Below are 23,847 nucleotides of genomic sequence, written 5' to 3'. Positions count from 1 at the left end.
GGGGACAGTCATGGCGGGCGGTGCTGCAATGTCAAGTCAGGGACCAGAGCTGCCAGACGGGCGTCAAGTGCGTGCGGGCGCGCGCCACGCCTATCTGCGCGGGTTGCGGGATGCGACGCCTTTTCTGGTCATCGTACTGCCCTTTGCCATGCTATTTGGGGTTCTGGCGACCGAGGCCGGGTTAAGCCTGTTTGAGACGGTATCCTTTAGTGTCGTGGTGATCGCCGGAGCATCGCAGTTCACAGCGCTTCAGCTTATGTCCGAACAGGCGCCAACGGTTGTCGTTCTGGCCTCTGCATTGGCGGTGAACATGCGTATGGCAATGTATTCCGCCTCAATCACGCCCTATCTCGGAGCGGCGCCGCTGTGGCAGCGCGGATTGATCGCGTATTTTCTGGTCGATCAGACTTATGCCGCCTCGCTCCTTGAATATGACAAACGTCCCGGAATGACGCTGGGCGAAAAAGTCGGCTATTTCTTTGGAACCTGTACGCCGATTTGCCTGCCCTGGTATGCGGCCACCCTTTTAGGCGGCTGGCTGGGGGCCGCGATTCCGACGGAACTCGGCCTCGACTTTGTGCTGCCGATCGCCTTTATCTCGATGATCATGCCGCTGCTGCGTACCCCGGCGCACCGGGCCGCCGCACTGGTATCCGTGGTCCTGGCACTTGGCTGTGCGTGGCTGCCCTATAATCTTGCGCTGATCGTCGGCGGTATCGGCGGCATGATGGCGGGCGCCCGGACCGAAGTCTGGCTGGAACAAAGGGCACAGCAATGATCGACACAAGCAATATCTGGGTTGTGATCTTTGGCCTGGGCCTTGGCAGCTTTGCCATGCGGTTCGTATTTTTGGGCTTTGTCGGCGACCGGCAGCTGCCGGACTGGCTGTTGCGGCATCTGCGCTATACCGCTGTGGCGGTTTTGCCGGCCCTTGTTGCCCCCTTGGTGCTCTGGCCGCAGGCAACAGGCGGGCAGCCCGACCCCGCAAGACTGATCACCGCCGCGGTCGCCATAGTGGTTGGCTACCTGACAAAAAACGTCATTGTCACCATGCTGAGTGGCGCGGCCACACTGATCGTCATGGGCTATGTTCTGGGCTGACGCTTAAGGATTTCTGCCCGACCTTCGGTTCAGTTCCGGCGCGCAGTCGGGAAATATTGGCACGGTGACGCCAGTAGATCAGCAAGGTCAGCACGATTCCCAGAAAAAATGCGTCAAACGAGCCGAATATAAACATCCAGATGGTTGAAAACGCCGCAGCGGCCAGCGCGCCAAAGCTTGATATCCGGGTGATCACCACCGCCGCCAGCCAAGTGGCACAGCAGGCGATGCCAACAGGCCAGACCAGCGCAAGCAGAATCCCCAGAAAGGTCGCAACCCCCTTGCCCCCCCGGAACCGCAGCCAGATCGGATAGCAATGGCCCAGGAACGCCGCAAGGCCGGCAATTTGTGCCGCGTCTTCGCCCGCCATGGCCCGTGCCAGCAACACCGCAACCGCGCCCTTGGCCCCGTCAAGCAGCAGTGTCGCAGCCGCCGCCGCCTTGTTTCCGGTGCGCAGAACATTGGTGGCGCCAATATTGCCCGATCCGATGCTGCGCAGATCCCCAAGATTCAAGGCACGCGTTAGCAAAATGCCAAAGGGAATAGTTCCCAGAAGATAGCCAACCAGCGCCCAAAGACCCAAAATCAGAGGAGTATTTTCAACTGCGACCATCTAATTGCTCCGATAGACAGAAACGCCTGACACAAAGGTTTCCAGAACCTTACCTTGCAGGCGGGCACCGTCAAAGGGCGTGTTCTTGGATTTTGACGCAAGTTTGAAACGATCCAGAATGCGTGGCTTGTCAGCATCAAACAGCAACAGGTCCGCAGGTGCCCCCACGGTGATCCGCCCACATTCGAGGCCAAGCCGCCGCGCCGGGTTCAGCGCCAGCGCGCGAAACAGCTGTGGCAGCGTCAGATCGCCTGCGTGATAGAGCCGCAGCATCACCGGCAACATCGTCTCAAGGCCCACGGCGCCCGACGCGGCCTCTTCATAGGGCAGGCGCTTGCTTTCTTCGTCCTGCGGCGTGTGCATCGAACAGATCACGTCGATCAACCCGTCGCGCACCGCCTCGATCATCGCCTGCCGGTCTTCCTCGGATCGCAGGGGCGGTTTCACCTTAAAAAAGGTGCGGTAGTCGGACACGTCCAATTCGTTCAGTGTCAGGTGGTGCATCGACGTCCCGGCGGTGACGTTCAACCCGTTACGCTTGGCCCGCTCCAGCGCAGGCAGGGCGCGGGCGGTGGTGATCTGATCAGCGTGATAGGCCACGCCCGTCATTTCAACCAGCGCCATATCGCGATCCAGCGCCATGCGTTCGGCCATCGACGTAACCCCCGGCAATCCGCGCAGCGTGGCAAATTTTCCCGATGTGACCGCCGCCCCGGCTGACAGTCCCGGGTCCTGCGGGTGGCCCAGAACCAGCGCGCCCAGCGACCTGGCATAGGTCATGGCGCGGCTTAGTACGCGGGTGTCGGTGACCACGTGGTCGCAATCGGTAAAGGCGACCGCGCCGGCATCCAGCAGAAACCCGATTTCGGTCATTTCGCGGCCCGCGCGGCCCTTGGTCAGCGCCGCCATCGGCAGAACATGCACCGGGGCCGCCTCGTTCGCACGGCGGCGGATGAATTCAAGCGCCTCGGGGGTGTCGATGGCGGGCAGGGTGTCTGGCCGCGTCACAATGGTGGTCACACCACCCGCCGCTGCCGCCAGCCCCGCCGAGCGAAAGCTTTCCTTATGCCGCTCACCCGGTTCGCAGACCTTGACGCCGATATCGACGATGCCAGGCGCTACAAAGCGGCCGTCCGCATCCTGGCGATGTTCGGCCGGAACAGTCGCGACATCGACCCCAGGCTCTGGCACGTCATAAATTTCGGCAATCTTCCCGTCGCGGATCAGCAGCGCGCCGTGCCGGACCTGATCTGCCTGGGGGTCGATCAGACGAACATTCGTGATCAGGTGTTGGGTCATTGTGTTTCTTTCTGAATCTCGCGCATCAAGCGTAAAGCTTGGGGCGCACCGCCAGCACGCATTGCCGTGGCAGGTTCGGTCACTGCGTCACCTTCAACAACAGCATACCCAGCACCAGCAGCACGATGCAGCACGCCACCATCAACAACCCGCGCAGAGTCTTGGCTCCGCTCTCGGTATTTGCGTCAGTGCCGGTATCCTCGGCCAAAACGCCTTTGGCACCCGCTGACCGCAGCGGATTGAGCGAGGCAGGCCGCGTCTTTTCGGAAAACGTCGCCACCCAGCGCAGTGGGCTGGCAATGGTCAGCGTCTGCGCCACATTGCCAAACGCCGACGCGGGCAACAACAGGACATGCCCCTTGATCCCATCAAGCTGTTGGCGCGCGGACTCCAAACACGACCCGCTCAGGCCATAGCCTTCGGCCAGATAGGTCGATAGCGTCATCTGCTCAAGATCCCGGATCGACACCACCTCGACAAAAGACGATCGCAGGTTTTTCGCGCCCAGCGCATATTGCAACGGCCATTCCCCTGTGCCCGCCTGGGTGGTAAAGCGGTGGATCGCCTGCGCGGGCAGGTCGATGTGGAACACCCTGAGGGTGCCTGTTTCTGTCGCGCTGATCTGCATCTGTGTCATGCTAGCCCCTTCGAGAATTGGCACTGCGATCCCCGCCGCCGGTCTGCCCCCTTCGGCGAAGTGCGTGTGATCAACCCAACCCATCGCAGAGCGACCGAGTTCCACGTCGGAATAGCGGCCATCCGTCGGTTCGGGCCAATCATGCCATCACCTCGCGCGGGCGGGCCCGTAGATTGCGCGCCAGCAGATCCATCACCGCCATACGCACCGCAACCCCCATCTCAACCTGTTCCTGAATCACCGACCGGTTGATGTCGTCGGCGAGAGTGCCGTCAATTTCGACACCGCGATTCATCGGTCCCGGGTGCATCACGATTGCATCGGGTTTGGCCTGCGCCAGCTTTTCCGCGTCCAGCCCGTAGCGGTGATAATATTCGCGCTCGGAGGGGATAAACCCGCCGTCCATGCGTTCCTTTTGCAGGCGTAGCATCATCACGACGTCAACGTCTCGCAGTCCTTCGTTCATATCTTCATAAACTTCGACACCAAATTCATTGATCCCGGCTGGCATCAGCGTCGGCGGGCCGACCAGACGGATGCGATTCTCCATCTTACCAAGCAGCAGGATGTTTGACCGTGCAACACGCGAATGGGCGATGTCACCGCAGATCGCAATTGACAGCCGGTGCAACCGCCCCTTGGCGCGGCGGATGGTGAGGGCATCCAGCAATGCCTGCGTCGGGTGTTCGTGCCGCCCGTCGCCAGCATTGATCACCGCGCAATTGACCTTTTGCGCCAACAGATCGACGGCACCGGAATGCGGGTGCCGCACCACCAAGAGATCGGGATGCATCGCATTCAGCGACAACGCCGTGTCGACCAGCGTTTCACCTTTTTTGATCGAACTGGCCTGCATCGCCATGTTCATTACATCCGCGCCCAGCCGCTTGCCTGCCAGCTCAAAACTCGCCTGTGTACGGGTCGAGTTTTCAAAGAACATGTTGATCTGTGTCAGTCCGGCCAGGGCCGAGGAATGTTTCTCGCGCTGGCGGTTCAGTTTGACATAACGATCGGCAAGATCGAGCAGCGTGGTGATTTCGTCCGGGCGCAGTGATTCGATGCCCAGAAGGTGACGTTGATCAAAACGCATATGCGGGTTCCTTGCCTGTTGAGGGCGCTTATAGAAAGCCCGGCATGAGGCGGCAAGGCCGCGCTGTCGGCGGATGCGGTCTGTTGCCCATTCAACAGTGCTTTTCGCAGCCCGGCGGGCAGGATAGGGTGCGGCATGGAATCGGATCTGGACTGGCACAGCGCCCACGCGCTCTTGGCATGGCAAGTGGAACTTGGCGTGACCGAGGCGATGTGCGACGCGCCGGTGAACCGCTACGAGGCCGCCGCCGAAATGGTTGCGGCGCAGGCGTCGGTCGCGGCCGTCGCGGCCACCGCCCGCCCCCAAACCGATGATCCAGTGGCAGAGGCGCAGCGTGCCGCGCAGTCAGCCCGGACTCTGGACGAACTGGCCGCTGCCATGACGGCCTATGATCATTGCGAGCTGAAAAAAGGTGCGCGCAATCTGGTTTTCTGCGACGGCACCCCCGGCGCCCGCGTGATGATTATCGGCGAGGCACCGGGCCGGGACGAAGACCAGCAGGGCCGCCCCTTTGTTGGCAAGGCCGGCCAGTTACTGGATCGGATGTTTGCCGCCATCGGGATCGGACGTGATCGCACGGGCGACGCTGCGCTGTACATCACCAATGTGCTGCCCTGGCGGCCGCCACAAAACCGCGATCCGAAACCTGATGAGATCGCCATGATGCAGCCGTTTCTGCAACGCCATGTCGAACTTGCTGCGCCGGATATTCTCGTCGTGGTCGGCAATGTGTCGTGTCAGGCGGTGCTGGGCAAACGCGGCATCACCCGTCTGCGCGGCCAGTGGGACAAGGCCTATGATCGCCCAGTGTTGCCGATGGTCCATCCCGCCTATCTGCTGCGCACCCCGACGGCCAAGCACGAGGCCTGGGCCGACCTGCTGGAATTGCAGGCGCGGCTAAAGGACACCCCCAAAGGCAAAGGACGGTAAATGAGCCGCATCGACGACAGCCGCGACTTTCTTGCGGTGAACATTGCCGTTCTGACCGTGAGTGATACCCGCGATCTGTCAGACGACCGGTCCGGCGACACGCTGGTGCAGCGGATCGAGGCGGCGGGACATGTGGTTGCCGATCGCCGCATCCTGCGTGATGAACGTGGCGACATTGCAGACCAGCTGCGCGCGTGGTGCGCCGACCCTGGCATCGACGTCGTGATATCGACCGGCGGCACCGGGCTGACCGGACGCGATATAACGGTCGAGGCACACCGCGATGTCTACGAGAAAGAAATCGACGCCTTTGGCACCGTCTTTACCATCGTCAGCATGCAAAAGATCGGCACCAGCGCCGTTCAAAGTCGCGCCACTGGCGGCGTCGCGATGGGCACATATCTGTTCGCCCTGCCCGGCAGTCCCGGGGCCTGCCGCGATGCCTGGGACGAAATTCTGGAAAAGCAGCTCGATTATCGCCATCGCCCCTGCAATTTCGTCGAAATCCTGCCGCGCCTGGACGAACATCAGCGTCGCAAATAGGTCGATCACGCAGTCGTGATGTCACCTGGCGACGGAGTGCCGCAGCGCCCGCGTAATACAAGGCGTCACGCAGACGTTGCTTGGCAGGGGCTAACCCCGGATTTAACTTACCTGAGGCATTGGACCCAGCTGGTCCCGCCTCTGGCAGGAAAGGACGTTTATGCGGTTTCTGCGCCAGAGCCTGACAGGCTTGTTTCTGGTTTCTCTCACGCTGGGGCTGCTGGTCTATGCCGGGGCGCTCGTAAATGATGCGGTACAGGTGCGGCTGTCGGATACGCCGCGTGTGCCGCAAGCCCGTGAACGGGTGTTCGCCGTCAACGTCATCACAGCCGGGGCAACAACTGAAACTCCCGTTCTCGAAGCTTTTGGCCAGGTCCAGAGTCGCCGCACGCTTGAACTCCGCTCAGCCACGACGGGTCGGCTCGTCAGTCTCGCCCCCGGGTTTGAGGAAGGCGGCCACGTCACTGCGGGGCAGCTTCTGGCCCAGATCGACCCGGCGGATGCCGAGGCGGCGCTGGAACGGGTCCGCAGTGACCTGTTGGATGCCGAGGCCGAAACCCGCGAAGCCGTCCGCGCCGTGACTCTGCAACAGGATACCCTTGCCGCTGCCGAAGAACAGGCCGCGCTGTATGAAAAGGCGTTTCAACGCCAGCTCGGCCTTGAGGCACGCGGCGTCGGCACAGCTGCCACCGTCGAAGCCGCCGAACTCAGCGCCTCGAACGCCCGAGCATCAGTGCTGAACCAGCGGCAGTCGCTGGCGCAGGCCGAAGCGCGCGTTGATCAGGCCAAGACCCTGACCGCAAGGTCACAACTGGCCGTAGAAGAGGCGCAGCGGCGGCTGGATGACACCGCGATCCGCGCCGGTTTCGACGGAATGCTCAGCGACGTGAGCGTGGTTGAGGGGCGGCTGGTTTCGGCCAATGAACAACTGGGCATGCTGATTGACCCCGACGCCCTCGAAGTGGCGTTCCGGGTTTCGACCCAAGGGTATGCGCGGCTGCTGGATGACGCAGGTACGTTGCGGCCTGCCCCGGTCACTGTGACCTTGGATGTCTACGGCACCGATCTCGTTGCTACGGGTGCGCTCAGCCGCGACAGTGCCTCGGTGGGCGAGGGCCAGACCGGACGGCAGATCTTTGCCCGACTGGACGCCGCACCGGGGTTCAAGCCGGGTGATTTCATCACCGTCTCGGTTCAAGAGGCCCCGGTTGAAAACGTGGTGCGCCTACCCGCCACGGCAGTGGATGCCAATGGCTCTGTGCTGGTTCTGGCTGAGGATGAGCGGCTTGAGGCGATGCAAGTCACATTGGTGCGGCGCCAGGGCGACGACGTGCTGGTCCGCGCCGATGCGCTGCCAGGTCGCGATGTGGTGGCGGAACGCACACCGCTGCTGGGCGCGGGGATCAAGGTTCGCACGTTAACCCCCGCCGGGGACACGAGCGCGGAACAGGTTGCCCAGGCCGCCCCCCCTGCCCCGACCGGGCCGGACATGCTGGAGCTGACAGACGCGCGGCGCGCCAAGCTTGTCGCCTTTGTCGAGGACAACAACCGTATGCCGCCCGAAGCCAAGCAGCGCATTCTGGCGCAGCTGGCGCAGACGACGGTGCCCGCACAGGTGGTGCAACGTCTCGAAGACCGGATCGGAGGCTGACCTATGGCACGACATATTCCAGCCCGCGCGGGCGGCATCCTTAGCTACTTTACCCGCCACGCGACGATGGCCAACCTGCTGCTGGTGATCCTGATCGTCGCCGGCGCACTGGCCGTGCCCAATATGCGGGCGCAGTATTTCCCTGACGTGGTGGTGGACGACATCACTGTCAGCGTCTCGTGGGACGGCGCGGGGGCCGACGATGTCGACGGTGCCATTGTGCAGATCCTTGAGCCGGTGCTGCTGGCCGTCGAAGGTGTCGAAACCTCTGAGGCGCGGTCGCGCGAAGGCAGCGCCAGCATCACGCTCGAATTCGAGCCGGGCTGGGACATGGCCCGCGCTGCGGCGGATGTGGCGCAGGCGGTGGATGGCGTCAGTTCGCTGCCCGACGATGCTGACACCCCAGAAGTGCGGCGCGGCGTCTGGTACGATCGCGTGACCGACGTAGTGATCACTGGTCCACTGGACCCCGCACAGCTTGCCCGTCTTGCCGATGAGCTGGTGGTCCGGCTGTTTGCCGAAGGGGTGACGCGCACCACCATCCGGGGCCTTGCCGCCCCGCAGGTGGTGGTCGAAGTGCCGTCGGCCAAGCTGATCGCCAACGATGTCACCATGCGCGAGATTGCCGATGCCATCGCCGCCGAAGTCGACGCCGACCCGGCTGGCGACGTAAGCGGTGCCAACGCCCGCGTCCGCACTGGGGTCGAGAAACGCAGCGCCGACCAGATCGCGGGCATTGTCCTGCGTTCGAACTCCGATGGGACCAGCCTGACCATCGGTGATGTTGCCACCCTGCGCTCCGAAGGCATCGATCGTCAGCGCACGTATTTTGTCGGCCACAACTCTGCCATTTCCGTTCGTGTCGACCGCACCGCGCGGGGGGATGCCATCGGTATCCAGCATCAGGTCGAAGCCGTTGCCGCCGAAATGCAGGCCGCGCTGCCGCAGGGTGTCACGCTCGATCTGATCCGCACGCGGGCCGAGGATATCACCGGGCGACTGGATATCCTGCTGGAAAACGGCCTGACCGGGTTGGTGCTGGTGCTCGGCTTGCTGTTTCTGTTCCTTAACGCCCGCACGGCCATCTGGGTTGCGGCGGGCATTCCCACCTCAATGTTGGCGGCGATTGCCCTGATGTACGCCTTTGGCATCACGATCAACATGATGTCGCTGTTTGCACTAATCATCACGTTGGGGATCGTCGTGGATGACGCGATTGTAGTCGGGGAACATGCCGACCAGCTGTCGCGGCGCGGCCTTACGCCGGTCGAGGCAGCCGAAACTGCGGCGCGGCGCATGGCGTTGCCGGTGTTTTCCGCCACGCTGACCACCGTGATCGCGTTTTTCGGCCTCGTGGCGGTTGGCGGGCGGTTCGGCGATCTGATCAAGGATATCCCGTTTACTGTGATTGTGGTGCTGCTTGCATCGCTCGCTGAATGTTTCCTGATCCTGCCACATCACATGTCCAAGGCGCTGGCGCATTCCTCGAAAGAGCACTGGTACGATCTGCCGTCGAGGCTGTTCAATCGTGGCTTCCGCTGGTTCCGCGACGCTGTGTTCCGCCCGCTGATGGCCGGGGTTGTGGTTGCGCGCTACGTGGTGCTGGCCGGGGCGCTGGTTCTGTTGGCGTCACAGGTCGCGCTGCTGATCCGGGGTGACGTGCAATGGCGGTTCTTTAACGCCCCCGAACAGGCGTCTGTCACCGGCAACTTTGCCATGGCACCGGGGGCGACACGCGACGACACCATCGCCATGATGCGCGAAATGCAGCGCGCGACCGAGGCATTGGGCGCAAAATACGAGGCAGAATACGGCACCAACCCCATCGCCTATGTCATCGCTGAAATTGGTGGCAATGCCGGTCGCGGATTGGCAGGTACCGACAGCAAGGATGCCGACCAGCTGGGCGCCATATCCATCGAACTGATCGCAGCCGACCTGCGCCCATTCTCAAGTTTTGCCTTTGTTGGTGAGCTGCAAGAGGCGGTTGTCCCGCACCCGATGTCCGAAACCGTCAGCTTTCGCGGAATGCGCAACGGGCCCGGCGGTGATGCGCTAGACGTGCAGTTCTCTGGCGCTTCGTCCGAGGTACTCAAGGCCGCGTCCGAAGACCTGAAAACCGCAATGGCCCGGTTTCCCGAAGTTTCGGCGGTCGAAGACAACCTGTCCTACGACAAAGAGGAATTGATCCTTGAGCTGACGCCGCAGGGGCAGGCGCTGGGGTTTGACATCGACGGGCTGGGGTCGGTGCTGCGCAACCGGCTGGGCGGGATCGAGGCCGCGACCTATCCCGACGGACCGCGCTCTGCCGCGATCCGCGTTGAGCTGCCCGAGGACGAGCTGACAGCAGATTTCCTTGAGCGGATGCAGCTGCGCACCGCCGCCGGGCAATATGTGCCACTGGCCGATCTGGTCAGCGTTGAGCGTCGCACCGGATTCAGCACCGTGCGCCGCGAAAACGGCATACGTCTGCTGTCCGTCACCGGCGACATTTCCGAGGATGACCCCGCCGTCGCCACCGAGATCATGCAGGTGCTAGAACAGGAAATCCTGCCAAAAATCGCCGAAGAACGGCAGGTCGAATACCGTCTGTCGGGTCTGAGCGAACAAGAGGACGCGTTCCTGAGTGACGCCACAACCGGGCTGACCCTTGTGCTGCTGGGCATTTATCTGGTTCTAGCCTGGGTCTTTGCCAGCTGGACACGGCCACTGGTGGTGATGGCGATCATTCCATTTGGGTTGGTGGGCACGATCTGGGGTCATGCGCTGTGGGATGTTCCGCTCAGCATGTTCACGGTGATCGGCCTGCTGGGCATGACAGGCATCATCATCAACGATTCCATCGTGCTGGTGACAACCATCGACGAACATGCGGCCACACGCGGGCTGGTGCCGTCGATCATCGATGGCGCATCGGACCGGTTGCGCCCGGTGCTGCTGACCACGCTGACCACGGTTCTGGGCCTCGCGCCGCTGTTGTACGAAGGGTCGGCGGATGCGCAATTTCTGAAACCCACGGTAATCACCCTGGTCTATGGCCTCGGCTTTGGCATGGTGCTGGTGTTGCTGGTGGTGCCCGCCCTGATGGCGGTGCAACAGGACATGGCGCGCCAGATCGCTGCCTTCCGCCACGGTCTGAAGTTCCGGGCCCGCGGCGTGCGCGCGGCGATGCTGGCGGCAGGAGCGTTGATGCTTGTCTGGCTGGCGGCGACACTGGGCTGGGTACTGGCAACCGGCGCACTACCCTATGGGCTGGCCGTGCCGGGGATCAGCGCCTTACAGGCGGCGCTGCTGGTTTTTGTTGCCGGGGTCACGGTGGTGACGCTGGCAGTCTATGTGCTGGTCTGCATCGCGGTGCTGATCCACCGCAGCCGGACTCAGCCGTCGCAGCCCTGAATATCGACGGCGTGTTTCCCGCCCAGAACCGTGATCCGCACAGCGGACCGATCCAACGCAAAGGCCCGGCCTTCGACATGCTCCATCCTTGTCTCGGTCACCAGTTTGCCGCCTTCGCGGCGGGTCTTTGGCTCGGCCACCCACAGCAGCGGGTTCGCCGTCTCGACCACGGTTTCCTCAGCGCCACCGGTGGTCGGCATGTCAATCTCGGCCCGAAGGGTCAGCCCCTCACCACCGGCACCAATAGAGCAGCGCACCGTGCCAACGCGGGCCTCGGATTCGGAAAACGGTACTTCGGCCATGGCAGCTGCAATCACCGGATCGGGCCGCGTGGTTCCCGCCGGCAGCACGGCATCAAACCGCAGCGTCTCGGGCAGGCAGATATCCTTGCACACCCCCAACTGCATCTCACCGCGCAACCGGATGTCGCCGCCCTGCCGCGCCGCGATCCGTAGCGGCAGAACCACCTCATCCGCATATCCAACTGAGCGCATCCCGGCCTGATGGAACACCTTGGGTGTTGGCCAGACCACGCCGACAGAGGCGGCATTCTGCGATCCGCTCCAGTTGAATAGCGGCGGAATGCCCGCATCCCCCGGCGCGCGCCAGTAGGTCTTCCAACCGGGTGCCAGCGTCAGATGCAGCGCCGCCATGTGGCTGCCATCGGCAAGCCGCCAGCCGGGCCGTAATTCGGCGCGCAGTCCGCTGTCGAACTCGTCTGCCCGCGCCATATCCGCACCGGGAACAGCGCCCAGCACCACAGCGCAGAGCGCCAGCGAAAGTAACCTGATATGTCTCATACAGCCGGAATGGCGGTTTTCCGCCACCTTGCCAAGTCACGTTGCGGCGATCCTGCCGTGTGCAGCGGACCCGCCACATCGGTTTCCAACGGGGGCGGACTTGCACCTGCCATCTGGTGGGGCCATGTTGAACCAGACCCAGGACGCAAGGATCCGGACCCAAAGAAAGGCGGGCGCAGCAATGAGCACAACCGATCTGACCGGCAAGATGCTGATCGCCATGCCCAGTATGGGCGACCCACGGTTCGAACGCTCGGTCATCTTCATGTGCGCCCATTCCGACGAAGGCGCGATGGGCCTGATCGTCAACAAACCTGCCGACGGGCTCGACTTGAACGACCTGCTGACACAGCTGTCGATCGAACCCTCTGCGGATTTGTCGCACCAGCAGGTCCATTTTGGTGGACCGGTCGAACCCGGGCGCGGTTTTGTTCTGCACACCTCGGATTACGAATCGGTGGTGACGACGCTTGAGGTCGACGCAGAGTTCCGCATGACCGCCACGCTTGACGTGCTCGAAGACATTGCCCGGGGCACCGGCCCGCAACAGCGGCTTATGCTACTGGGCTATGCCGGCTGGGGGCCGGGGCAACTGGAAAGCGAGCTTGCTCAGAATGGCTGGCTGGTCTGCGACGCCTCGCCCGATCTGGTGTTTGACCAGACCAACGACGCCAAGTGGCAGGCCTCGCTCGAATCGCTGGGTGTCAGCGCGCTGAACCTTTCCTCCGAGGGCGGTCGCGCCTGACGCAAGCATCTTTGAACTTTGCCGACATCTGCGTTAGCGCGGTGCTGCCGCCCGCGACAGCCGGTCGTTGATCGCAACACCCAGCCCGCGATGCGGCACGGGCGACACCGCGATGACAGGCGCGCCGCGCGCATCGAGCTGGTGCAGATATTCAAACAGGTTGGCCGCCGCTTCGGTCAGGTCCCCTGTTTCCGACAGGTTCAGATCGCAATCGACCGCACCGAACCCCAGACGCGCCTCGTCCTCGCGCCAGTCGAGCGCGTTCAGACGCACCCCCGCAGCGGGGGCGTAATGCGACAGCATCTGCCCCGGCGCACTCAGCGTTTCGGTGTCTTGCCGCTGCGCCACCGCCCGGCCCAGAACCCGCGCGAGCGCGTCCTCGGTCACTGCCCCCGGGCGCAACAGCGTCGGGACCCCTGCCAGCCCGAGGATCGTAGATTCCAGACCGACACCGCAGCGCCCGCCATCAACCACCGCCTCGATCCGGCCCGACAGATCCGCAGTCACATGCGCCGCCCGGGTCGGGCTCATCTGTCCCGACCGGTTGGCCGAGGGGGCCGCGACCGGCCCGCCAAACGACGCCAGGAACGCCCGCGCCACAGGATGCGCCGGAATGCGCACCGCCAGAGTGGGCAATCCCGCCGTCACAAGTTTGGAGATAGCCGCCCCCGCGCGCAGCGGCAGAACCAGCGTCAGCGGCCCAGGCCAGAACGCGTCCGCCACGGCCTGCGCCGCGTCGGACCATTGCACCAGATGTTTTAACGCCGACACCTCGGCCACGTGCACAATCAAGGGGTTAAAGCTCGGGCGGCCCTTCGCCTCAAAGATCCGCGCCACTGCGTGATCCTGCGTTGCATCGGCGCCCAGACCATACACCGTCTCGGTCGGAAAGGCGACAAGACCGCCGCCACGCAGCATCGTTGCCGCCTGCCCAACTGCCTCGGAATTGGTCCCCAGGACCTGGGTGGCAAACTTGGGCATATTTGTGACGCCGCGTTTCGGTTGAAGAGACAGCCCCCCCGGATAAGTCTGGACCTCGGGGACGCGGCCTTACATAGAGGAGCCGCGAGCCATTGCCAAGCCACCCGCCCCATTCATTGATGTTTGGAGATCGCCATGCCCTATCGCGCGCCCGTCGCTGACTACCGTTTCCTGTTTGATCATATCGTGGCCCTGCCGCAGGTCACGGGTACAGACAAATTTGCCGATGCGACGCCGGATGTGGTCGACGCGATCCTGACCGAAGCCGGCAAGCTGTGCGAAGAGGTGCTGGCCCCGCTGCAACGCAATGGCGATCTGCACCCTGCCCATCTTGAGAATGGCGTTGTGCGCACATCTCCCGGCTTTGCCGAGGGATACCGGGCGATTGCCGATGGTGGCTGGGTTTCGATTGCCGCCAGTCCGGATCACGGCGGCATGGGCCTGCCGATGACCGTCACCACAGCCGTGAACGAAATGATGTCGGCCGCCTGCCTGTCGCTACAGCTGAATCCGCTGATGACGCAGGGCCAGATCGAGGCGCTGGAGCATCACGCCTCGCCCGCGTTGCAAGAGATCTATCTGCCAAAGTTGATTTCAGGCGAATGGGCCGGGACGATGAACCTGACCGAGGCGCAGGCCGGATCAGATGTCGGCGCGCTACGGACCCGGGCGGAACCAAACGACGACGACAGCTATGCGATCACCGGTCAGAAAATCTTTATCTCGTGGGCCGACAACGATTTTACCGAAAACGTCTGCCATTTGGTACTGGCGCGGCTGCCTGAATCGATCCCCGGCACCAAGGGGATCAGTCTGTTCCTGGTGCCGAAATACATTCCCGATTCTGACGGCAATCCCGGCAAGGTCAACACGCTCAACGTTGTCAGCCTAGAGCACAAGATGGGCCTGCACGGATCGCCAACAGCCGTGATGCAATATAATGGCGCGCAGGGCTGGCTGATTGGCGGCGCGAATGACGGCATGAAGTGCATGTTTACCATGATGAACAATGCCCGGCTTGGCGTCGGCGGTCAGGGCATCGGCGTGGCCGAAGCCGCCTATCAGCATGCTCTGGCCTATGCCACGGAACGTCGGCAGGGCAAAACATCGGGTGAGACGGGCGCCATTGTCGATCATGCGGATGTGCGCCGGATGCTGGCCACGATGAAGGCCGACATCTTTGCCGCCCGCGCGATCGCGCTGTCCTGTGCCGTTGCCATCGACATGGCCCGCGCCACCGGCGATGCCGAATGGTCCGCCCGCGCCGCCCTGCTGACCCCGATCACCAAGGCCTTTGGCACCGACACCGGCATCGCTGTTTCGGACATGGGTGTGCAGATCCACGGCGGCATGGGCTTTATCGAGGAAACCGGCGCCGCGCAGTTCAGCCGCGATGTCCGCGTCACCGCGATCTACGAAGGCACCAACGGCATTCAGGCGATGGACCTGGTCGCGCGCAAGATGATGGACGGTGGCGACGCGGCTTTTACCCTGCTCGACGAGATCGAGGCCGACGCCGAAGCCGCCAAGACCACGCTGCCCGATCTGGCCGACCCCGTCTGGCAAGCCTCAGAAACCCTGCGAGAAGCCATCGAATGGCTGGTGGCGCAGCAGGATCTGGGTGCGCGGTTTGCCGGTTCTGTTCCGTTCCTGCGGGGCTTTGCCCGGGTATTGGGCGCGCATTACCACCTCAAAGCCGCATTGGCCGAACCAGGCGGAGCCCGCGAACGGCTGGCCCGGTTCTACATCACTCGGCTGCTGCCCGAACATAAGGGCAATTTTGACCATGCCCGCGCCGGGGCGACCGATCTGATGGCCCTGAGCCCCGAGGATCTGGCTGCATGATGGACGGGACGCAAACAGGCATCCGCTATCCGTGGGACACCCCACCGGCCACCGGTGAGGCCATCGAAGTCGCGGACGGCGTGATCTGGATGCGCCTGCCGCTACCGATGAAGCTGGATCACGTGAACGTCTTTGCGCTGGACGATGGCGATGGCTGGACCGTGATCGACACCGGGTTTTATTCGCTGCACACCGTTGAGATCTGGAAAGCGCTGATGGCCGGACCGCTGGCGGGGCGCCCGGTGCGCCGTGTGCTGGTGACGCATCACCACCCCGATCACGTCGGCATGGCGGGCTGGTTTCAGACACAGCACGGTGCCGAGCTGATCACCACCCGCACCGCATGGCTGTTTTCGCGCATGCTGACGCTGGACAATCAGGACGTGGCGACGCCGGAAACCCTTGCCTTCTGGCAGCTCTGCGGCATGGACCCGGCGCTGCATGCCAAACGCGCCATTGAACGCCCGTTCAACTTTGCCGATGTGGTGTATCCGATGCCGGTTGGTTTCAAACGCATCCGGCAGGGCGATACGGTGCAGATCGGCGGGCGAACCTGGGACGTGCATATCGGCAACGGCCATGCGCCCGAACATGCCACCCTGTGGTCGCGCGATGACAATCTCGTGCTGGGCGGTGATCAGATGCTGCCGTCGATCAGCTCGAACATCGGCGTCTACGCGACCGAACCCGAGGCTGATCCAGTCGCCGACTGGCTGGAAGCTTGTGAGCGGCTCGAACGGTTGGCGCGGCCCGATCATCTGGTTCTCGGCGGGCACAAGCTGCCGTTTACCGGATTGCCGACGCGAATGCGCCAGCTGATCGACAATCATCACGGCGCGCTGGTCCGACTGGAAAAGCACCTGACATCGCCAAAAGCAGCCGGTGACTGCTTTGCCCCGCTCTTTAAGCGTGCGATCGGTGAGGCGGAATATGGCCTAGCCCTGGTCGAGGCGATGGCCCATTGCATGCACCTTTGGCACGAAGGCCGCGCGACACGTAGATTACGCGACGACGGTGCCTGGGCATTTGGCGCCATCTGACATCGGCTGAGCCCGTCAATGAACGTGACGGCGCTGCATCTTGCCGGTCAGCCGCCGCAGGATCCGGCTCGCTGTGGTTTCGCACAGGGCGGGCACAAAGGCATGTATCAGCGCGGCGGCGGCGGCCACCGTCAGCCAGAAGGCAAAGCCAAGCGCCTCCTGCATATGCTGGAAATAGCTTTCGTTCACCTTGGCTGGATGGTTCAGGAACAAGCGGTTCAGCGGATTGCCAGAAACAGCGGTCATGGTCGTTTTCCTACGTTCGGGCCACATGGGCGGGATTTAGGGCACTCTATCCTGCACATCCCGGCGCTATGTCCCAAATATACCTGTCAAATCGCGATAGTATGGGACAGTATCCCAGAATGAGAGAGAATATTGACGAAATCGACCGGCGCATCCTGGGCGTCCTTCAGCGGGATGCGAGTTTAAGTGTCGATGACATCTCGGACCGGGTGAACCTGTCGCGCAACGCCTGCTGGCGACGCATCCGCCTGATGGAGGAGTCAGGCGTGATCCGTGGCCGCGTTGTGCTGGCCGACGCTCGCAAAGTCGGCTGCCCGCTTGAGGTTATGGTGATGGTGCGCACCTCGGCACACGAGGCGGGGTGGATGGCCGGTTTCCAAAAGGCGATTCGCGCCATGCCCGAGATCACCGGCGCTTACCGGATGTCTGGCGATCTGGACTACCTCTTGCGGGTGCGGGTTGCGGATGTGCCCGCCTATGACCACTTTTATAAACGGTTGATCGCGCAGGTTAACCTGTCCGACATCTCGGCCAGTTTTGTGATGGAAGAGATCAAGGATACCACTGCCCTGCCGCTGTGAAAGGACTGATATGATCGACGAAATCGCCACCACCGCCGAAGCCTACGAGGCCGACGCCCTGCCCCGCAAGATTGACGTTCACACCGATGCCCCGCAACGCAGCGCCTGCGCCGACCTGCCCGAAGAGGTGACGCGCAAGCCGGTCAAATCCAAATCACCCGCCGAATGGGCCTATGAACGGCTAGTGCTCTACATCCGCAATTTCGAAGAGCAGCTTGACCCCGCACAAGAGGTCGCCATGGGGTTCGTCGGCGGCGACGCCGGTGTGTTGCGGATCGAAGGTATGGGCTATTTTGACCCTGATATCGTGACATTCTATGGCTCCGATGCCAACGGCGCGCGCACCCAACTGATCCAGCACATCAGCCAGCTGAGCGTGATTTTGCGCGCCCTGCCAAAACCGTCCGGTGAAGAGACGCCGCGCCGTATCGGGTTCCAGCTGTCACAGGGGATCAACGCCGATCAGACGGCCTGACCCGCGTCAGAATGCGCGGCGCAGACCACGTGACAGCCCGTACCAAATCGGCTAATCAACGACAAAGCGCTCTGACAAGGACCAATCACATGGCAGACTACAAGCACGGCAGCATGGATATCTCGACCCAAGAGAAAACATTTTCTGGTTTTATCAGCTTCACCACCAAATCAGTGATCGCGATCTTGGTGTGCGTTATTTTTCTGGCCATAGTCGGCGGGTGATCCGACTGTTTGCTAAAGGCTGGGCGCTGTGGCGCGCGGCCTTTCTTGCCTTTGCCGCCTCCCTCGCGCTGGCGGGGTGTGCCGCCAATACCAGCCCCACAGATTCGTCCCCCGACGAAATCCAGCGCGCCGTATATCGTCACGACGGCCCCCCGGCGCTGACGCTGTTCACAATGGTGTCGAACCGTTCGGGCGCGGGTGCGCACACCAGTCTGATGGTCAACGCCTCGCAGCGGGTGATCTTTGATCCGGCCGGATCGGTGCGCCATTCTGCCGTGCCGGAAAGCGGCGATGTGCTGTATGGGATCACCCCGCGGATTGAGGCGTTTTATGAAAGCGCCCACGCCCGCGCCACCTATCACGTCATCGTCCAACAGATCGAAGTATCCCCGGCCGTCGCCGAACAGGCGCTGCGTCTGGTGCAGGACAACGGGGCAGTCGGGCAGACCTTTTGCACCCAAAGCACATCGTCCATCCTGCGCAAATTACCCGGGTTCGAGGACATGCCTGCGACCTTCTTTCCGCTGAAACTAAGCCAGAGTTTTGCCAAACTGCCCGGTGTCACCAGCCGCACGATCTATGAGAATGATTCGGACGATAAACAGCTCGCCATTGAGGCGTTCACGGTTGCCCCCCCGGCTGCGGATAGCTGACACACGCCTTCAGGGCAGAAATGTCAGGATTTCGGCGGCGACAGCATCGGGATGCGTCAGCGGCACCATGTGCCCGGCGCCGGAAATACATGCCTGGCGAACAACAGGAATCCGCGCGGCAAGAGCGTCGTGAATGCCCTTGATGACAGGCTCGGAACGCGCGCCACGGATCAACAACACGGGCATTTTCAACGATTCGAGACGTCCCGGCGTCAAGAGGCCGATTGAATCCTCGTTCAGGGCACGGCTGGTTTCGCCGACAATTCTGATACGGGCCGTCAGGTTCGCCCGCTGCTGCGGCTTCAAACTATCCCATGGCCGCCCTGCCCCCCATTGGGCGGTAAAGATCCGCGCCGCATGGTCCCAGTCCTCAGTCTCCATTGCAGCGGCAAAGGGGGCATTGGACGCCTGATGCGCCGCGTAAAGATCGGGATTTCTGGCGCGCACCCCGGCGAACAGAACCGGCTCAATCAGTGTCAGCGACCGCAGCGCGCTTTCATGGTTCAGCGCCAGACGCAGGGCCACGGTGGCCCCCAGAGAATGCCCGATCAGATGCGTCCCCGGCGCAAGGAAATCAGCCGCGATATCCGTGGCCTGATCATGATAGTCGCAGCGTCCGTCCCAATCCGCACTTTGCCCATGGCCCGGCAGGTCGGGCGCCTGCATTCGCAAACGCCCCTCTAACCGTTCAGCCAGTCCCGACCAAGCCCCCGAATGTGCCAGTGCACAATGCAACAGCAGCGCCGGATCCGACCCGGTGCCAAATTCCTGCCAGAAAACCGAATATCCGGCGCGAATGGCCTGCGGCACTAGGCGTTGCCGGCAAGGTGCGCCTCAAGAAAGGTCAGCCGGTCCTGGCCCCAGAAACGCTGACCGTCATCCGTGATGTAAAAGGGTGCGCCAAACACGCCCTTGGCCACAGCCTCTTCCAGATTGGAGGAATAGGTCTCAGCGCCCGCTAGCAGTCCGCTATCAGCCAGGTTGGGATCAAATCCCGCGCGTTCGAGGCAGTCTTTGATCACCCCGTCGTCAGCGATGTCTTTTTCTTCAGCCCAGCAGGCGCGCAGGATTGAATGGGTCAGCTTGCCCAGATCGCCGCCGCCCGCGCTTTGGGCTGCGATGATGGCATAGGATGACGGTGCGGCATTGGTCGGCCAATGTGCTGGCTTAAGGTTTAGCGGCATATCCAGATGTTTGGCCATCCGCAGAAGTTCCTGCGCGCGGTATTCCATCCGGCTTGGATGGCGGTCCTTAGGGGCTGTACCGCCCGTGCGGGCAAAAAGCGCCATAATATCCAGCGGTTTGTAGGTGATCGTCGCCCCGGTCCGCTCAGCAACCTCTTCTAGTCGGGTGCCCGCCAGATAGCTAAACGGCGACAGTGTCACGAAAAAGTAATCAATGGCGGTCATTCGGTTTCTCCCTTGTCGTCATGCGCTTTGCCGGACGGTAACGGCATGTTAAGCGGTGCGCAACGTCACGAATCTGTCATTCACGGACCGGAGCTGCCCCCTCATGCCGACACTCATCGAACCCAAGTTAATCTCTGGGAATGCAAACCTGCCTCTTGGTCAGGCCATTGCCCGCCGCATGTCGCTGTATCGTGGCATGAGCGTGGGGCTGGTCGATGCTCGGATCGAACGGTTTAACGACGCTGAGATCTTCGTCGAAGTCTACGAGAACGTCCGCGGCGAGGATATGTTCATCATCCAGAGCACGTCGAACCCCGCCAATGACAACCTGATGGAACTTCTGATCATGGCGGACGCGCTGCGACGCAGTTCAGCGTCGCGCATCACCGCCGTGATCCCCTATTTCGGCTATGCCCGGCAAGACCGCCGCACCAAGGCGCGCACCCCGATCACGGCCAAGCTGGTGGCAAATATGATCGCCGAAGCGGGCATCGAACGGGTGTTGACCATGGACCTGCACGCGGCGCAGATTCAGGGCTTTTTCGACATTCCGGTCGACAACCTCTATGCCTCGCCGATCTTCGCACTCGACGTGCTGAACCAGTTCAAGGACGGGGTGGAGGATGTGATGGTCGTGTCGCCGGATGTCGGCGGCGTGGCGCGCGCCCGCGAGCTGGCCAAGCGGATCAACGTGCCTCTGTCGATCGTCGACAAGCGGCGCGAAAAGGCCGGAGAAATTGCGGAAATGACCGTAATCGGCGACGTGACCGGCAAGAAATGCATCATCGTCGACGACATCTGTGACACGGCCGGCACGCTTTGCAAGGCCGCGGAGGTGCTGATGGAACATGGCGCGACCGAGGTGCACTCCTACATCACCCACGGCGTTCTGTCCGGTCCTGCGGTCGAACGGATCACCAAATCTGTGATGAAGTCGCTGGTGATTACCGATTCCATTCACGCGAACGATGCAGTCAAAAATGCCCCCAACATCCGCATTTTGCCAACCGCGCCAATGTTTGCGCAGGCGATCCTGAACATCTGGAACGGTACTTCTGTGTCGTCCCTGTTCGAGACAGAAACACTGGGCCCGATCTACGAAGGCATTCTCTGACACCGCACTGCCAAAGCGTCAGAGATCCCAGTCATCGTCCGAGGCAACCTCACCGATCGACATCCACGCCACATGCACCCGGGCGATCCTAGTGTCCGCCCAGGTGCGAAACACCATATCGAAACCGTCGGTGCCAAGGTTCTCTGTCATCAGATCTGCCCTGAGATTGGCGCTCCGATCAACATCCCACAGGGCAAAGGACAGATGCACCGTCGGCGGTGTGCGATAGCTGGTTGAGAATGGGATATATTGCCGCCGTTCGCGGGTTCCCGATCCGACCCACATTTCGCCGCCTTCGGCAAATTCTGAAAACAGTTCAACTTTGCCCTGATCGACGCCTATGGTGGTTGCTCTGAGTTTTTTCATTCCTGCCTCATCCGGTGCGCGTGCGGATAGTCCGTGAAACTCGCGGATTTTGGAATGGCAAAATCCGGTGTTCTTCGTCCACCAAGGTCAAACTGATCACCCGGGCAAAGTTGCGTGGTGGAATCGCAAAAGGGCCCCGCATATCACGGGGCCCTTGGCGTTTTCAGCGAAAGTCGTCGTGCGTCAGAGTGACGGCTGCTTGGGCGACAACCCGATATGTGTGCCTACGGCCACCATGTCCGACAGCAGCTTGGCTGCGTCATCCACCGGGCCGGGCTCGTTCTTGAAGGTGTCCTTGACCTTGCCATATGCGGCATGAGCTTCGTCCACCATGGTTTCGTAGGTCGCCTGATCCACGTCACCGCGTGGCAGCGCACGTTCAGCCAGAACGCTCACGCTTTCGCCGATTTCGGCAAAACCGCCCGTCACGACAAATTCTTCGGTGCCTTTTTCGGTCTCAACCTTGAGTACACCGGGGCGCAGGGTTGTGATCGTCGGCGCATGGTTCGGCATCACCGTCATGTCGCCGTCTGCACCCGGGATCTGCACCGACAGAATCTCTGCCGAGTATAGCCGCCGCTCGGGGCTGACCAGGTCGAATTGCATCGTCTCTGCCATATGGCCCTCCTTTGGAGTGCGAAGCGCCCGGTTGGACCCTTCGCACCACGCTTCTTAGGCTGCGTCTGCGGCCAGACGCTCGGCCTTGGCCTTTACGTCGTCGATACCGCCAACCATGTAGAAAGCCGCTTCGGGCAGGTGATCGTATTCACCGGCCACAACCGCCTTGAACGACGCAATCGTATCTTCCAGCGGGACCTGCACACCGTCAGAACCGGTGAACACCTTGGCCACGTCGAACGGCTGCGACAGGAAACGTTCCAGTTTACGGGCACGGGCCACGGCCACTTTGTCCTCTTCGCTCAGTTCATCCATACCAAGAATGGCAATGATGTCCTGCAGCGATTTGTAGCGCTGAAGCGTCTTCTGCACGTCGGTCGCAACTTTGTAATGCTCGTCACCGATGATCAGCGGATCGAGCAGACGCGACGTCGAACCAAGCGGGTCCACAGCCGGGTAGATGCCTTTTTCCGAGATCGAACGGTCCAGAACCGTGGTCGCGTCGAGGTGCGCAAACGATGTGGCCGGCGCGGGGTCGGTCAGGTCGTCCGCAGGTACGTACACGGCCTGAACAGACGTGATCGAACCCGATTTGGTCGACGAAATACGTTCCTGCATCGCGCCCATGTCGGTCGCCAGTGTCGGCTGGTAGCCAACGGCCGAAGGGATACGACCCAGAAGCGCCGAAACCTCGGAACCCGCCTGGGTAAAGCGGAAGATGTTGTCGACGAAGAACAGAACGTCCGAACCCGATTCATCACGGAACTGCTCGGCCAGCGTCAGACCGGTCAGGGCCACACGCATACGCGCACCCGGAGGCTCGTTCATCTGGCCGTAGACCAGCGCGATTTTGGAATCGACCAGATTGTCGGGAACGATAACGCCCGATTCAATCATCTCGTGATACAGGTCGTTGCCTTCACGGGTCCGCTCACCCACGCCGGCGAACACGGACAGACCCGAGTGCACCTTTGCGATGTTGTTGATCAGTTCCATGATCAGAACCGTCTTGCCCACACCGGCACCACCGAACAGGCCGATTTTTCCGCCCTTGGTGTAGGGTGCCAGCAGGTCGATCACCTTGATGCCGGTCACGAGGATCTCGGTCGCGGTGGACTGCTGGGCGAAGGTCGGTGCGTCGCCGTGGATTGCGCGGGACGTCGCCGAGTTTACCGGGCCCTTTTCATCGACCGGGTCGCCGGTGACGTTGATGATGCGGCCCAGAGTTTCGTTGCCAACCGGCACCGTAATCTGCCCGCCGGTGTTGGTCACAGCCTGACCACGCACCAGACCTTCGGTCGCATCCATCGCGATGGTCCGGACGGTGTTTTCGCCAAGATGCTGCGCGACTTCGAGAACCAGTTTCTTGCCGTTGTTGTCCGTTGTCAGGGCGTTCAGGATCTCGGGAAGATCATCGCTGAACTGAACGTCGACAACAGCGCCGATCACCTGGGTGATTTTGCCTACTGCGTTTGCCATGTTTCGTCTCC

Annotated in this window: 26 protein-coding genes; 14 read left to right on the top strand and 12 right to left on the bottom strand. The window is 62.1% G+C overall.

All coding sequences use genetic code 11. The features are described 5' to 3' along the window. Positions 1–28: 28 nt before the first annotated feature. On the top strand, positions 29–778 hold the full coding sequence (locus IMCC21224_RS07090; protein ID WP_082135301.1) for an AzlC family ABC transporter permease: 750 nt from the start codon (positions 29–31) through the stop codon (positions 776–778). Beyond that, entirely contained in the window at positions 775–1,101 is a 327-nt protein-coding gene (locus IMCC21224_RS07085; protein WP_047994755.1) for an AzlD domain-containing protein, read from the top strand. The genes IMCC21224_RS07090 and IMCC21224_RS07085 overlap by 4 nt, the downstream gene beginning before the upstream one ends. Here the strand turns inward: IMCC21224_RS07085 and plsY are convergent. The 4 genes from plsY to IMCC21224_RS07065 all read right to left on the bottom strand — a co-directional run bounded on the left by plsY (position 1,079) and on the right by IMCC21224_RS07065 (position 4,740). Next, complete coding sequence (gene plsY / locus IMCC21224_RS07080; protein WP_047994754.1) at positions 1,079–1,714, bottom strand: glycerol-3-phosphate 1-O-acyltransferase PlsY; 636 nt, start codon at positions 1,712–1,714, stop codon at positions 1,079–1,081. The two genes, IMCC21224_RS07085 and plsY, sit on opposite strands and share 23 nt — an antisense overlap. Continuing rightward, positions 1,715–3,013, bottom strand: coding sequence for a dihydroorotase family protein (locus IMCC21224_RS07075; RefSeq protein WP_047994753.1), 1,299 nt, complete (start codon positions 3,011–3,013; stop codon positions 1,715–1,717). It abuts the gene before it with no gap. 79 nt (positions 3,014–3,092) lie between these two features. Further along, positions 3,093–3,650, bottom strand: a complete 558-nt coding sequence (locus IMCC21224_RS07070; RefSeq protein ID WP_047994752.1) for a hypothetical protein — start codon at positions 3,648–3,650, stop codon at positions 3,093–3,095. 139 nt (positions 3,651–3,789) lie between these two features. Beyond that, positions 3,790–4,740, bottom strand: a complete 951-nt coding sequence (locus tag IMCC21224_RS07065; RefSeq protein ID WP_047994751.1) for an aspartate carbamoyltransferase catalytic subunit — start codon at positions 4,738–4,740, stop codon at positions 3,790–3,792. A gap of 135 nt (positions 4,741–4,875) precedes the next feature. Here IMCC21224_RS07065 and IMCC21224_RS07060 point away from each other — a divergent pair, with 135 nt between their 5' ends. The 4 genes from IMCC21224_RS07060 to IMCC21224_RS07045 all read left to right on the top strand — a co-directional run bounded on the left by IMCC21224_RS07060 (position 4,876) and on the right by IMCC21224_RS07045 (position 11,260). After that, complete coding sequence (locus tag IMCC21224_RS07060; protein ID WP_047994750.1) at positions 4,876–5,670, top strand: uracil-DNA glycosylase family protein; 795 nt, start codon at positions 4,876–4,878, stop codon at positions 5,668–5,670. Continuing rightward, positions 5,671–6,213 (top strand): molybdenum cofactor biosynthesis protein B, encoded by a 543-nt coding sequence (gene moaB / locus IMCC21224_RS07055; RefSeq protein WP_047994749.1) that lies wholly within the window; start codon positions 5,671–5,673, stop codon positions 6,211–6,213. A gap of 160 nt (positions 6,214–6,373) precedes the next feature. Further along, the gene (locus tag IMCC21224_RS07050; protein WP_047994748.1) at positions 6,374–7,864 is read left to right on the top strand and encodes an efflux RND transporter periplasmic adaptor subunit; all 1,491 of its coding nucleotides are present in this window, start codon (positions 6,374–6,376) and stop codon (positions 7,862–7,864) included. A gap of 3 nt (positions 7,865–7,867) precedes the next feature. Then, positions 7,868–11,260, top strand: a complete 3,393-nt coding sequence (locus tag IMCC21224_RS07045) for an efflux RND transporter permease subunit (protein WP_047994747.1) — start codon at positions 7,868–7,870, stop codon at positions 11,258–11,260. Here the strand turns inward: IMCC21224_RS07045 and IMCC21224_RS07040 are convergent. Further along, positions 11,242–12,060 (bottom strand): protein-disulfide reductase DsbD domain-containing protein, encoded by an 819-nt coding sequence (locus IMCC21224_RS07040; protein ID WP_047994746.1) that lies wholly within the window; start codon positions 12,058–12,060, stop codon positions 11,242–11,244. The genes IMCC21224_RS07045 and IMCC21224_RS07040 overlap by 19 nt on opposite strands. A 181-nt stretch (positions 12,061–12,241) precedes the next feature. Here IMCC21224_RS07040 and IMCC21224_RS07035 point away from each other — a divergent pair, with 181 nt between their 5' ends. Beyond that, the gene (locus IMCC21224_RS07035; RefSeq protein WP_047994745.1) at positions 12,242–12,805 is read left to right on the top strand and encodes a YqgE/AlgH family protein; all 564 of its coding nucleotides are present in this window, start codon (positions 12,242–12,244) and stop codon (positions 12,803–12,805) included. 33 nt (positions 12,806–12,838) lie between these two features. Here IMCC21224_RS07035 and IMCC21224_RS07030 read toward each other — a convergent pair whose 3' ends face one another. After that, positions 12,839–13,786 (bottom strand): L-threonylcarbamoyladenylate synthase, encoded by a 948-nt coding sequence (locus IMCC21224_RS07030; protein WP_047994744.1) that lies wholly within the window; start codon positions 13,784–13,786, stop codon positions 12,839–12,841. 135 nt (positions 13,787–13,921) lie between these two features. Between IMCC21224_RS07030 and IMCC21224_RS07025 the strand changes: the two genes are divergently transcribed. Together IMCC21224_RS07025 and IMCC21224_RS07020 are read left to right on the top strand one after the other, a co-directional pair. Beyond that, entirely contained in the window at positions 13,922–15,631 is a 1,710-nt protein-coding gene (locus tag IMCC21224_RS07025; protein WP_047994743.1) for an acyl-CoA dehydrogenase, read from the top strand. Beyond that, positions 15,628–16,671: an MBL fold metallo-hydrolase gene (locus tag IMCC21224_RS07020; RefSeq protein WP_047994742.1), complete on the top strand. Its 1,044-nt coding sequence runs from the start codon at positions 15,628–15,630 to the stop codon at positions 16,669–16,671. The genes IMCC21224_RS07025 and IMCC21224_RS07020 overlap by 4 nt, the downstream gene beginning before the upstream one ends. 15 nt (positions 16,672–16,686) lie before the next feature. Here IMCC21224_RS07020 and IMCC21224_RS07015 read toward each other — a convergent pair whose 3' ends face one another. Further along, positions 16,687–16,917, bottom strand: coding sequence for a DUF6356 family protein (locus IMCC21224_RS07015; RefSeq protein WP_047994741.1), 231 nt, complete (start codon positions 16,915–16,917; stop codon positions 16,687–16,689). Positions 16,918–17,036: 119 nt separating this feature from the next. Here IMCC21224_RS07015 and IMCC21224_RS07010 point away from each other — a divergent pair, with 119 nt between their 5' ends. From IMCC21224_RS07010 to IMCC21224_RS06995, 4 genes are all read left to right on the top strand, one after another. Further along, a complete protein-coding gene (locus IMCC21224_RS07010) occupies positions 17,037–17,498 on the top strand; it encodes an Lrp/AsnC family transcriptional regulator (protein WP_047994740.1) in 462 nt (153 codons plus the stop codon). A gap of 10 nt (positions 17,499–17,508) precedes the next feature. Then, positions 17,509–17,973, top strand: a complete 465-nt coding sequence (locus IMCC21224_RS07005; RefSeq protein WP_047994739.1) for a DUF6173 family protein — start codon at positions 17,509–17,511, stop codon at positions 17,971–17,973. An 89-nt stretch (positions 17,974–18,062) separates the two neighbouring features. Beyond that, positions 18,063–18,197: an aa3-type cytochrome c oxidase subunit IV gene (locus IMCC21224_RS07000; RefSeq protein ID WP_047994738.1), complete on the top strand. Its 135-nt coding sequence runs from the start codon at positions 18,063–18,065 to the stop codon at positions 18,195–18,197. Beyond that, positions 18,194–18,850, top strand: a complete 657-nt coding sequence (locus IMCC21224_RS06995) for a hypothetical protein (protein WP_369796012.1) — start codon at positions 18,194–18,196, stop codon at positions 18,848–18,850. The genes IMCC21224_RS07000 and IMCC21224_RS06995 overlap by 4 nt, the downstream gene beginning before the upstream one ends. Positions 18,851–18,859: 9 nt before the next feature. Here IMCC21224_RS06995 and IMCC21224_RS06990 read toward each other — a convergent pair whose 3' ends face one another. Beyond that, on the bottom strand, positions 18,860–19,660 hold the full coding sequence (locus IMCC21224_RS06990; RefSeq protein ID WP_053078915.1) for an alpha/beta fold hydrolase: 801 nt from the start codon (positions 19,658–19,660) through the stop codon (positions 18,860–18,862). Next, positions 19,660–20,259: a 2-hydroxychromene-2-carboxylate isomerase gene (locus IMCC21224_RS06985; protein WP_047994737.1), complete on the bottom strand. Its 600-nt coding sequence runs from the start codon at positions 20,257–20,259 to the stop codon at positions 19,660–19,662. The genes IMCC21224_RS06990 and IMCC21224_RS06985 overlap by 1 nt, the downstream gene beginning before the upstream one ends. A gap of 103 nt (positions 20,260–20,362) precedes the next feature. Here IMCC21224_RS06985 and IMCC21224_RS06980 point away from each other — a divergent pair, with 103 nt between their 5' ends. Continuing rightward, positions 20,363–21,373, top strand: coding sequence for a ribose-phosphate pyrophosphokinase (locus IMCC21224_RS06980; protein ID WP_047994736.1), 1,011 nt, complete (start codon positions 20,363–20,365; stop codon positions 21,371–21,373). 18 nt (positions 21,374–21,391) lie between these two features. Here IMCC21224_RS06980 and IMCC21224_RS06975 read toward each other — a convergent pair whose 3' ends face one another. The 3 genes from IMCC21224_RS06975 to atpD all read right to left on the bottom strand — a co-directional run bounded on the left by IMCC21224_RS06975 (position 21,392) and on the right by atpD (position 23,836). Next, positions 21,392–21,739, bottom strand: coding sequence for an H-type lectin domain-containing protein (locus IMCC21224_RS06975; protein WP_047994735.1), 348 nt, complete (start codon positions 21,737–21,739; stop codon positions 21,392–21,394). 183 nt (positions 21,740–21,922) lie between these two features. After that, positions 21,923–22,357: a F0F1 ATP synthase subunit epsilon gene (locus IMCC21224_RS06970; protein WP_047994734.1), complete on the bottom strand. Its 435-nt coding sequence runs from the start codon at positions 22,355–22,357 to the stop codon at positions 21,923–21,925. Positions 22,358–22,411: 54 nt separating this feature from the next. After that, complete coding sequence (gene atpD / locus IMCC21224_RS06965; RefSeq protein WP_047994733.1) at positions 22,412–23,836, bottom strand: F0F1 ATP synthase subunit beta; 1,425 nt, start codon at positions 23,834–23,836, stop codon at positions 22,412–22,414. Positions 23,837–23,847: the final 11 nt, after the last annotated feature.

The organism is Puniceibacterium sp. IMCC21224 (assembly GCF_001038505.1).
Taxonomy (GTDB): Bacteria; Pseudomonadota; Alphaproteobacteria; order Rhodobacterales; family Rhodobacteraceae; genus Puniceibacterium.
This window is presented reverse-complemented; position numbering and strand designations above follow the sequence as displayed.

Bases quoted from the DNA above. Each gene is read 5' to 3' on its own strand.
- IMCC21224_RS07090 (WP_082135301.1), top strand. From the start codon at position 29: ATGTCAAGTCAGGGACCAGAGCTGCCAGACGGGCGTCAAGTGCGTGCG.
- IMCC21224_RS07085 (WP_047994755.1), top strand. From the start codon at position 775: ATGATCGACACAAGCAATATCTGGGTTGTGATCTTTGGCCTGGGCCTT.
- plsY (WP_047994754.1), bottom strand. From the start codon at position 1,714: ATGGTCGCAGTTGAAAATACTCCTCTGATTTTGGGTCTTTGGGCGCTG.
- IMCC21224_RS07075 (WP_047994753.1), bottom strand. From the start codon at position 3,013: ATGACCCAACACCTGATCACGAATGTTCGTCTGATCGACCCCCAGGCA.
- IMCC21224_RS07070 (WP_047994752.1), bottom strand. From the start codon at position 3,650: ATGACACAGATGCAGATCAGCGCGACAGAAACAGGCACCCTCAGGGTG.
- IMCC21224_RS07065 (WP_047994751.1), bottom strand. From the start codon at position 4,740: ATGCGTTTTGATCAACGTCACCTTCTGGGCATCGAATCACTGCGCCCG.
- IMCC21224_RS07060 (WP_047994750.1), top strand. From the start codon at position 4,876: ATGGAATCGGATCTGGACTGGCACAGCGCCCACGCGCTCTTGGCATGG.
- moaB (WP_047994749.1), top strand. From the start codon at position 5,671: ATGAGCCGCATCGACGACAGCCGCGACTTTCTTGCGGTGAACATTGCC.
- IMCC21224_RS07050 (WP_047994748.1), top strand. From the start codon at position 6,374: ATGCGGTTTCTGCGCCAGAGCCTGACAGGCTTGTTTCTGGTTTCTCTC.
- IMCC21224_RS07045 (WP_047994747.1), top strand. From the start codon at position 7,868: ATGGCACGACATATTCCAGCCCGCGCGGGCGGCATCCTTAGCTACTTT.
- IMCC21224_RS07040 (WP_047994746.1), bottom strand. From the start codon at position 12,060: ATGAGACATATCAGGTTACTTTCGCTGGCGCTCTGCGCTGTGGTGCTG.
- IMCC21224_RS07035 (WP_047994745.1), top strand. From the start codon at position 12,242: ATGAGCACAACCGATCTGACCGGCAAGATGCTGATCGCCATGCCCAGT.
- IMCC21224_RS07030 (WP_047994744.1), bottom strand. From the start codon at position 13,786: ATGCCCAAGTTTGCCACCCAGGTCCTGGGGACCAATTCCGAGGCAGTT.
- IMCC21224_RS07025 (WP_047994743.1), top strand. From the start codon at position 13,922: ATGCCCTATCGCGCGCCCGTCGCTGACTACCGTTTCCTGTTTGATCAT.
- IMCC21224_RS07020 (WP_047994742.1), top strand. From the start codon at position 15,628: ATGATGGACGGGACGCAAACAGGCATCCGCTATCCGTGGGACACCCCA.
- IMCC21224_RS07015 (WP_047994741.1), bottom strand. From the start codon at position 16,917: ATGACCGCTGTTTCTGGCAATCCGCTGAACCGCTTGTTCCTGAACCAT.
- IMCC21224_RS07010 (WP_047994740.1), top strand. From the start codon at position 17,037: ATGAGAGAGAATATTGACGAAATCGACCGGCGCATCCTGGGCGTCCTT.
- IMCC21224_RS07005 (WP_047994739.1), top strand. From the start codon at position 17,509: ATGATCGACGAAATCGCCACCACCGCCGAAGCCTACGAGGCCGACGCC.
- IMCC21224_RS07000 (WP_047994738.1), top strand. From the start codon at position 18,063: ATGGCAGACTACAAGCACGGCAGCATGGATATCTCGACCCAAGAGAAA.
- IMCC21224_RS06985 (WP_047994737.1), bottom strand. From the start codon at position 20,259: ATGACCGCCATTGATTACTTTTTCGTGACACTGTCGCCGTTTAGCTAT.
- IMCC21224_RS06980 (WP_047994736.1), top strand. From the start codon at position 20,363: ATGCCGACACTCATCGAACCCAAGTTAATCTCTGGGAATGCAAACCTG.
- IMCC21224_RS06975 (WP_047994735.1), bottom strand. From the start codon at position 21,739: ATGAAAAAACTCAGAGCAACCACCATAGGCGTCGATCAGGGCAAAGTT.
- IMCC21224_RS06970 (WP_047994734.1), bottom strand. From the start codon at position 22,357: ATGGCAGAGACGATGCAATTCGACCTGGTCAGCCCCGAGCGGCGGCTA.
- atpD (WP_047994733.1), bottom strand. From the start codon at position 23,836: ATGGCAAACGCAGTAGGCAAAATCACCCAGGTGATCGGCGCTGTTGTC.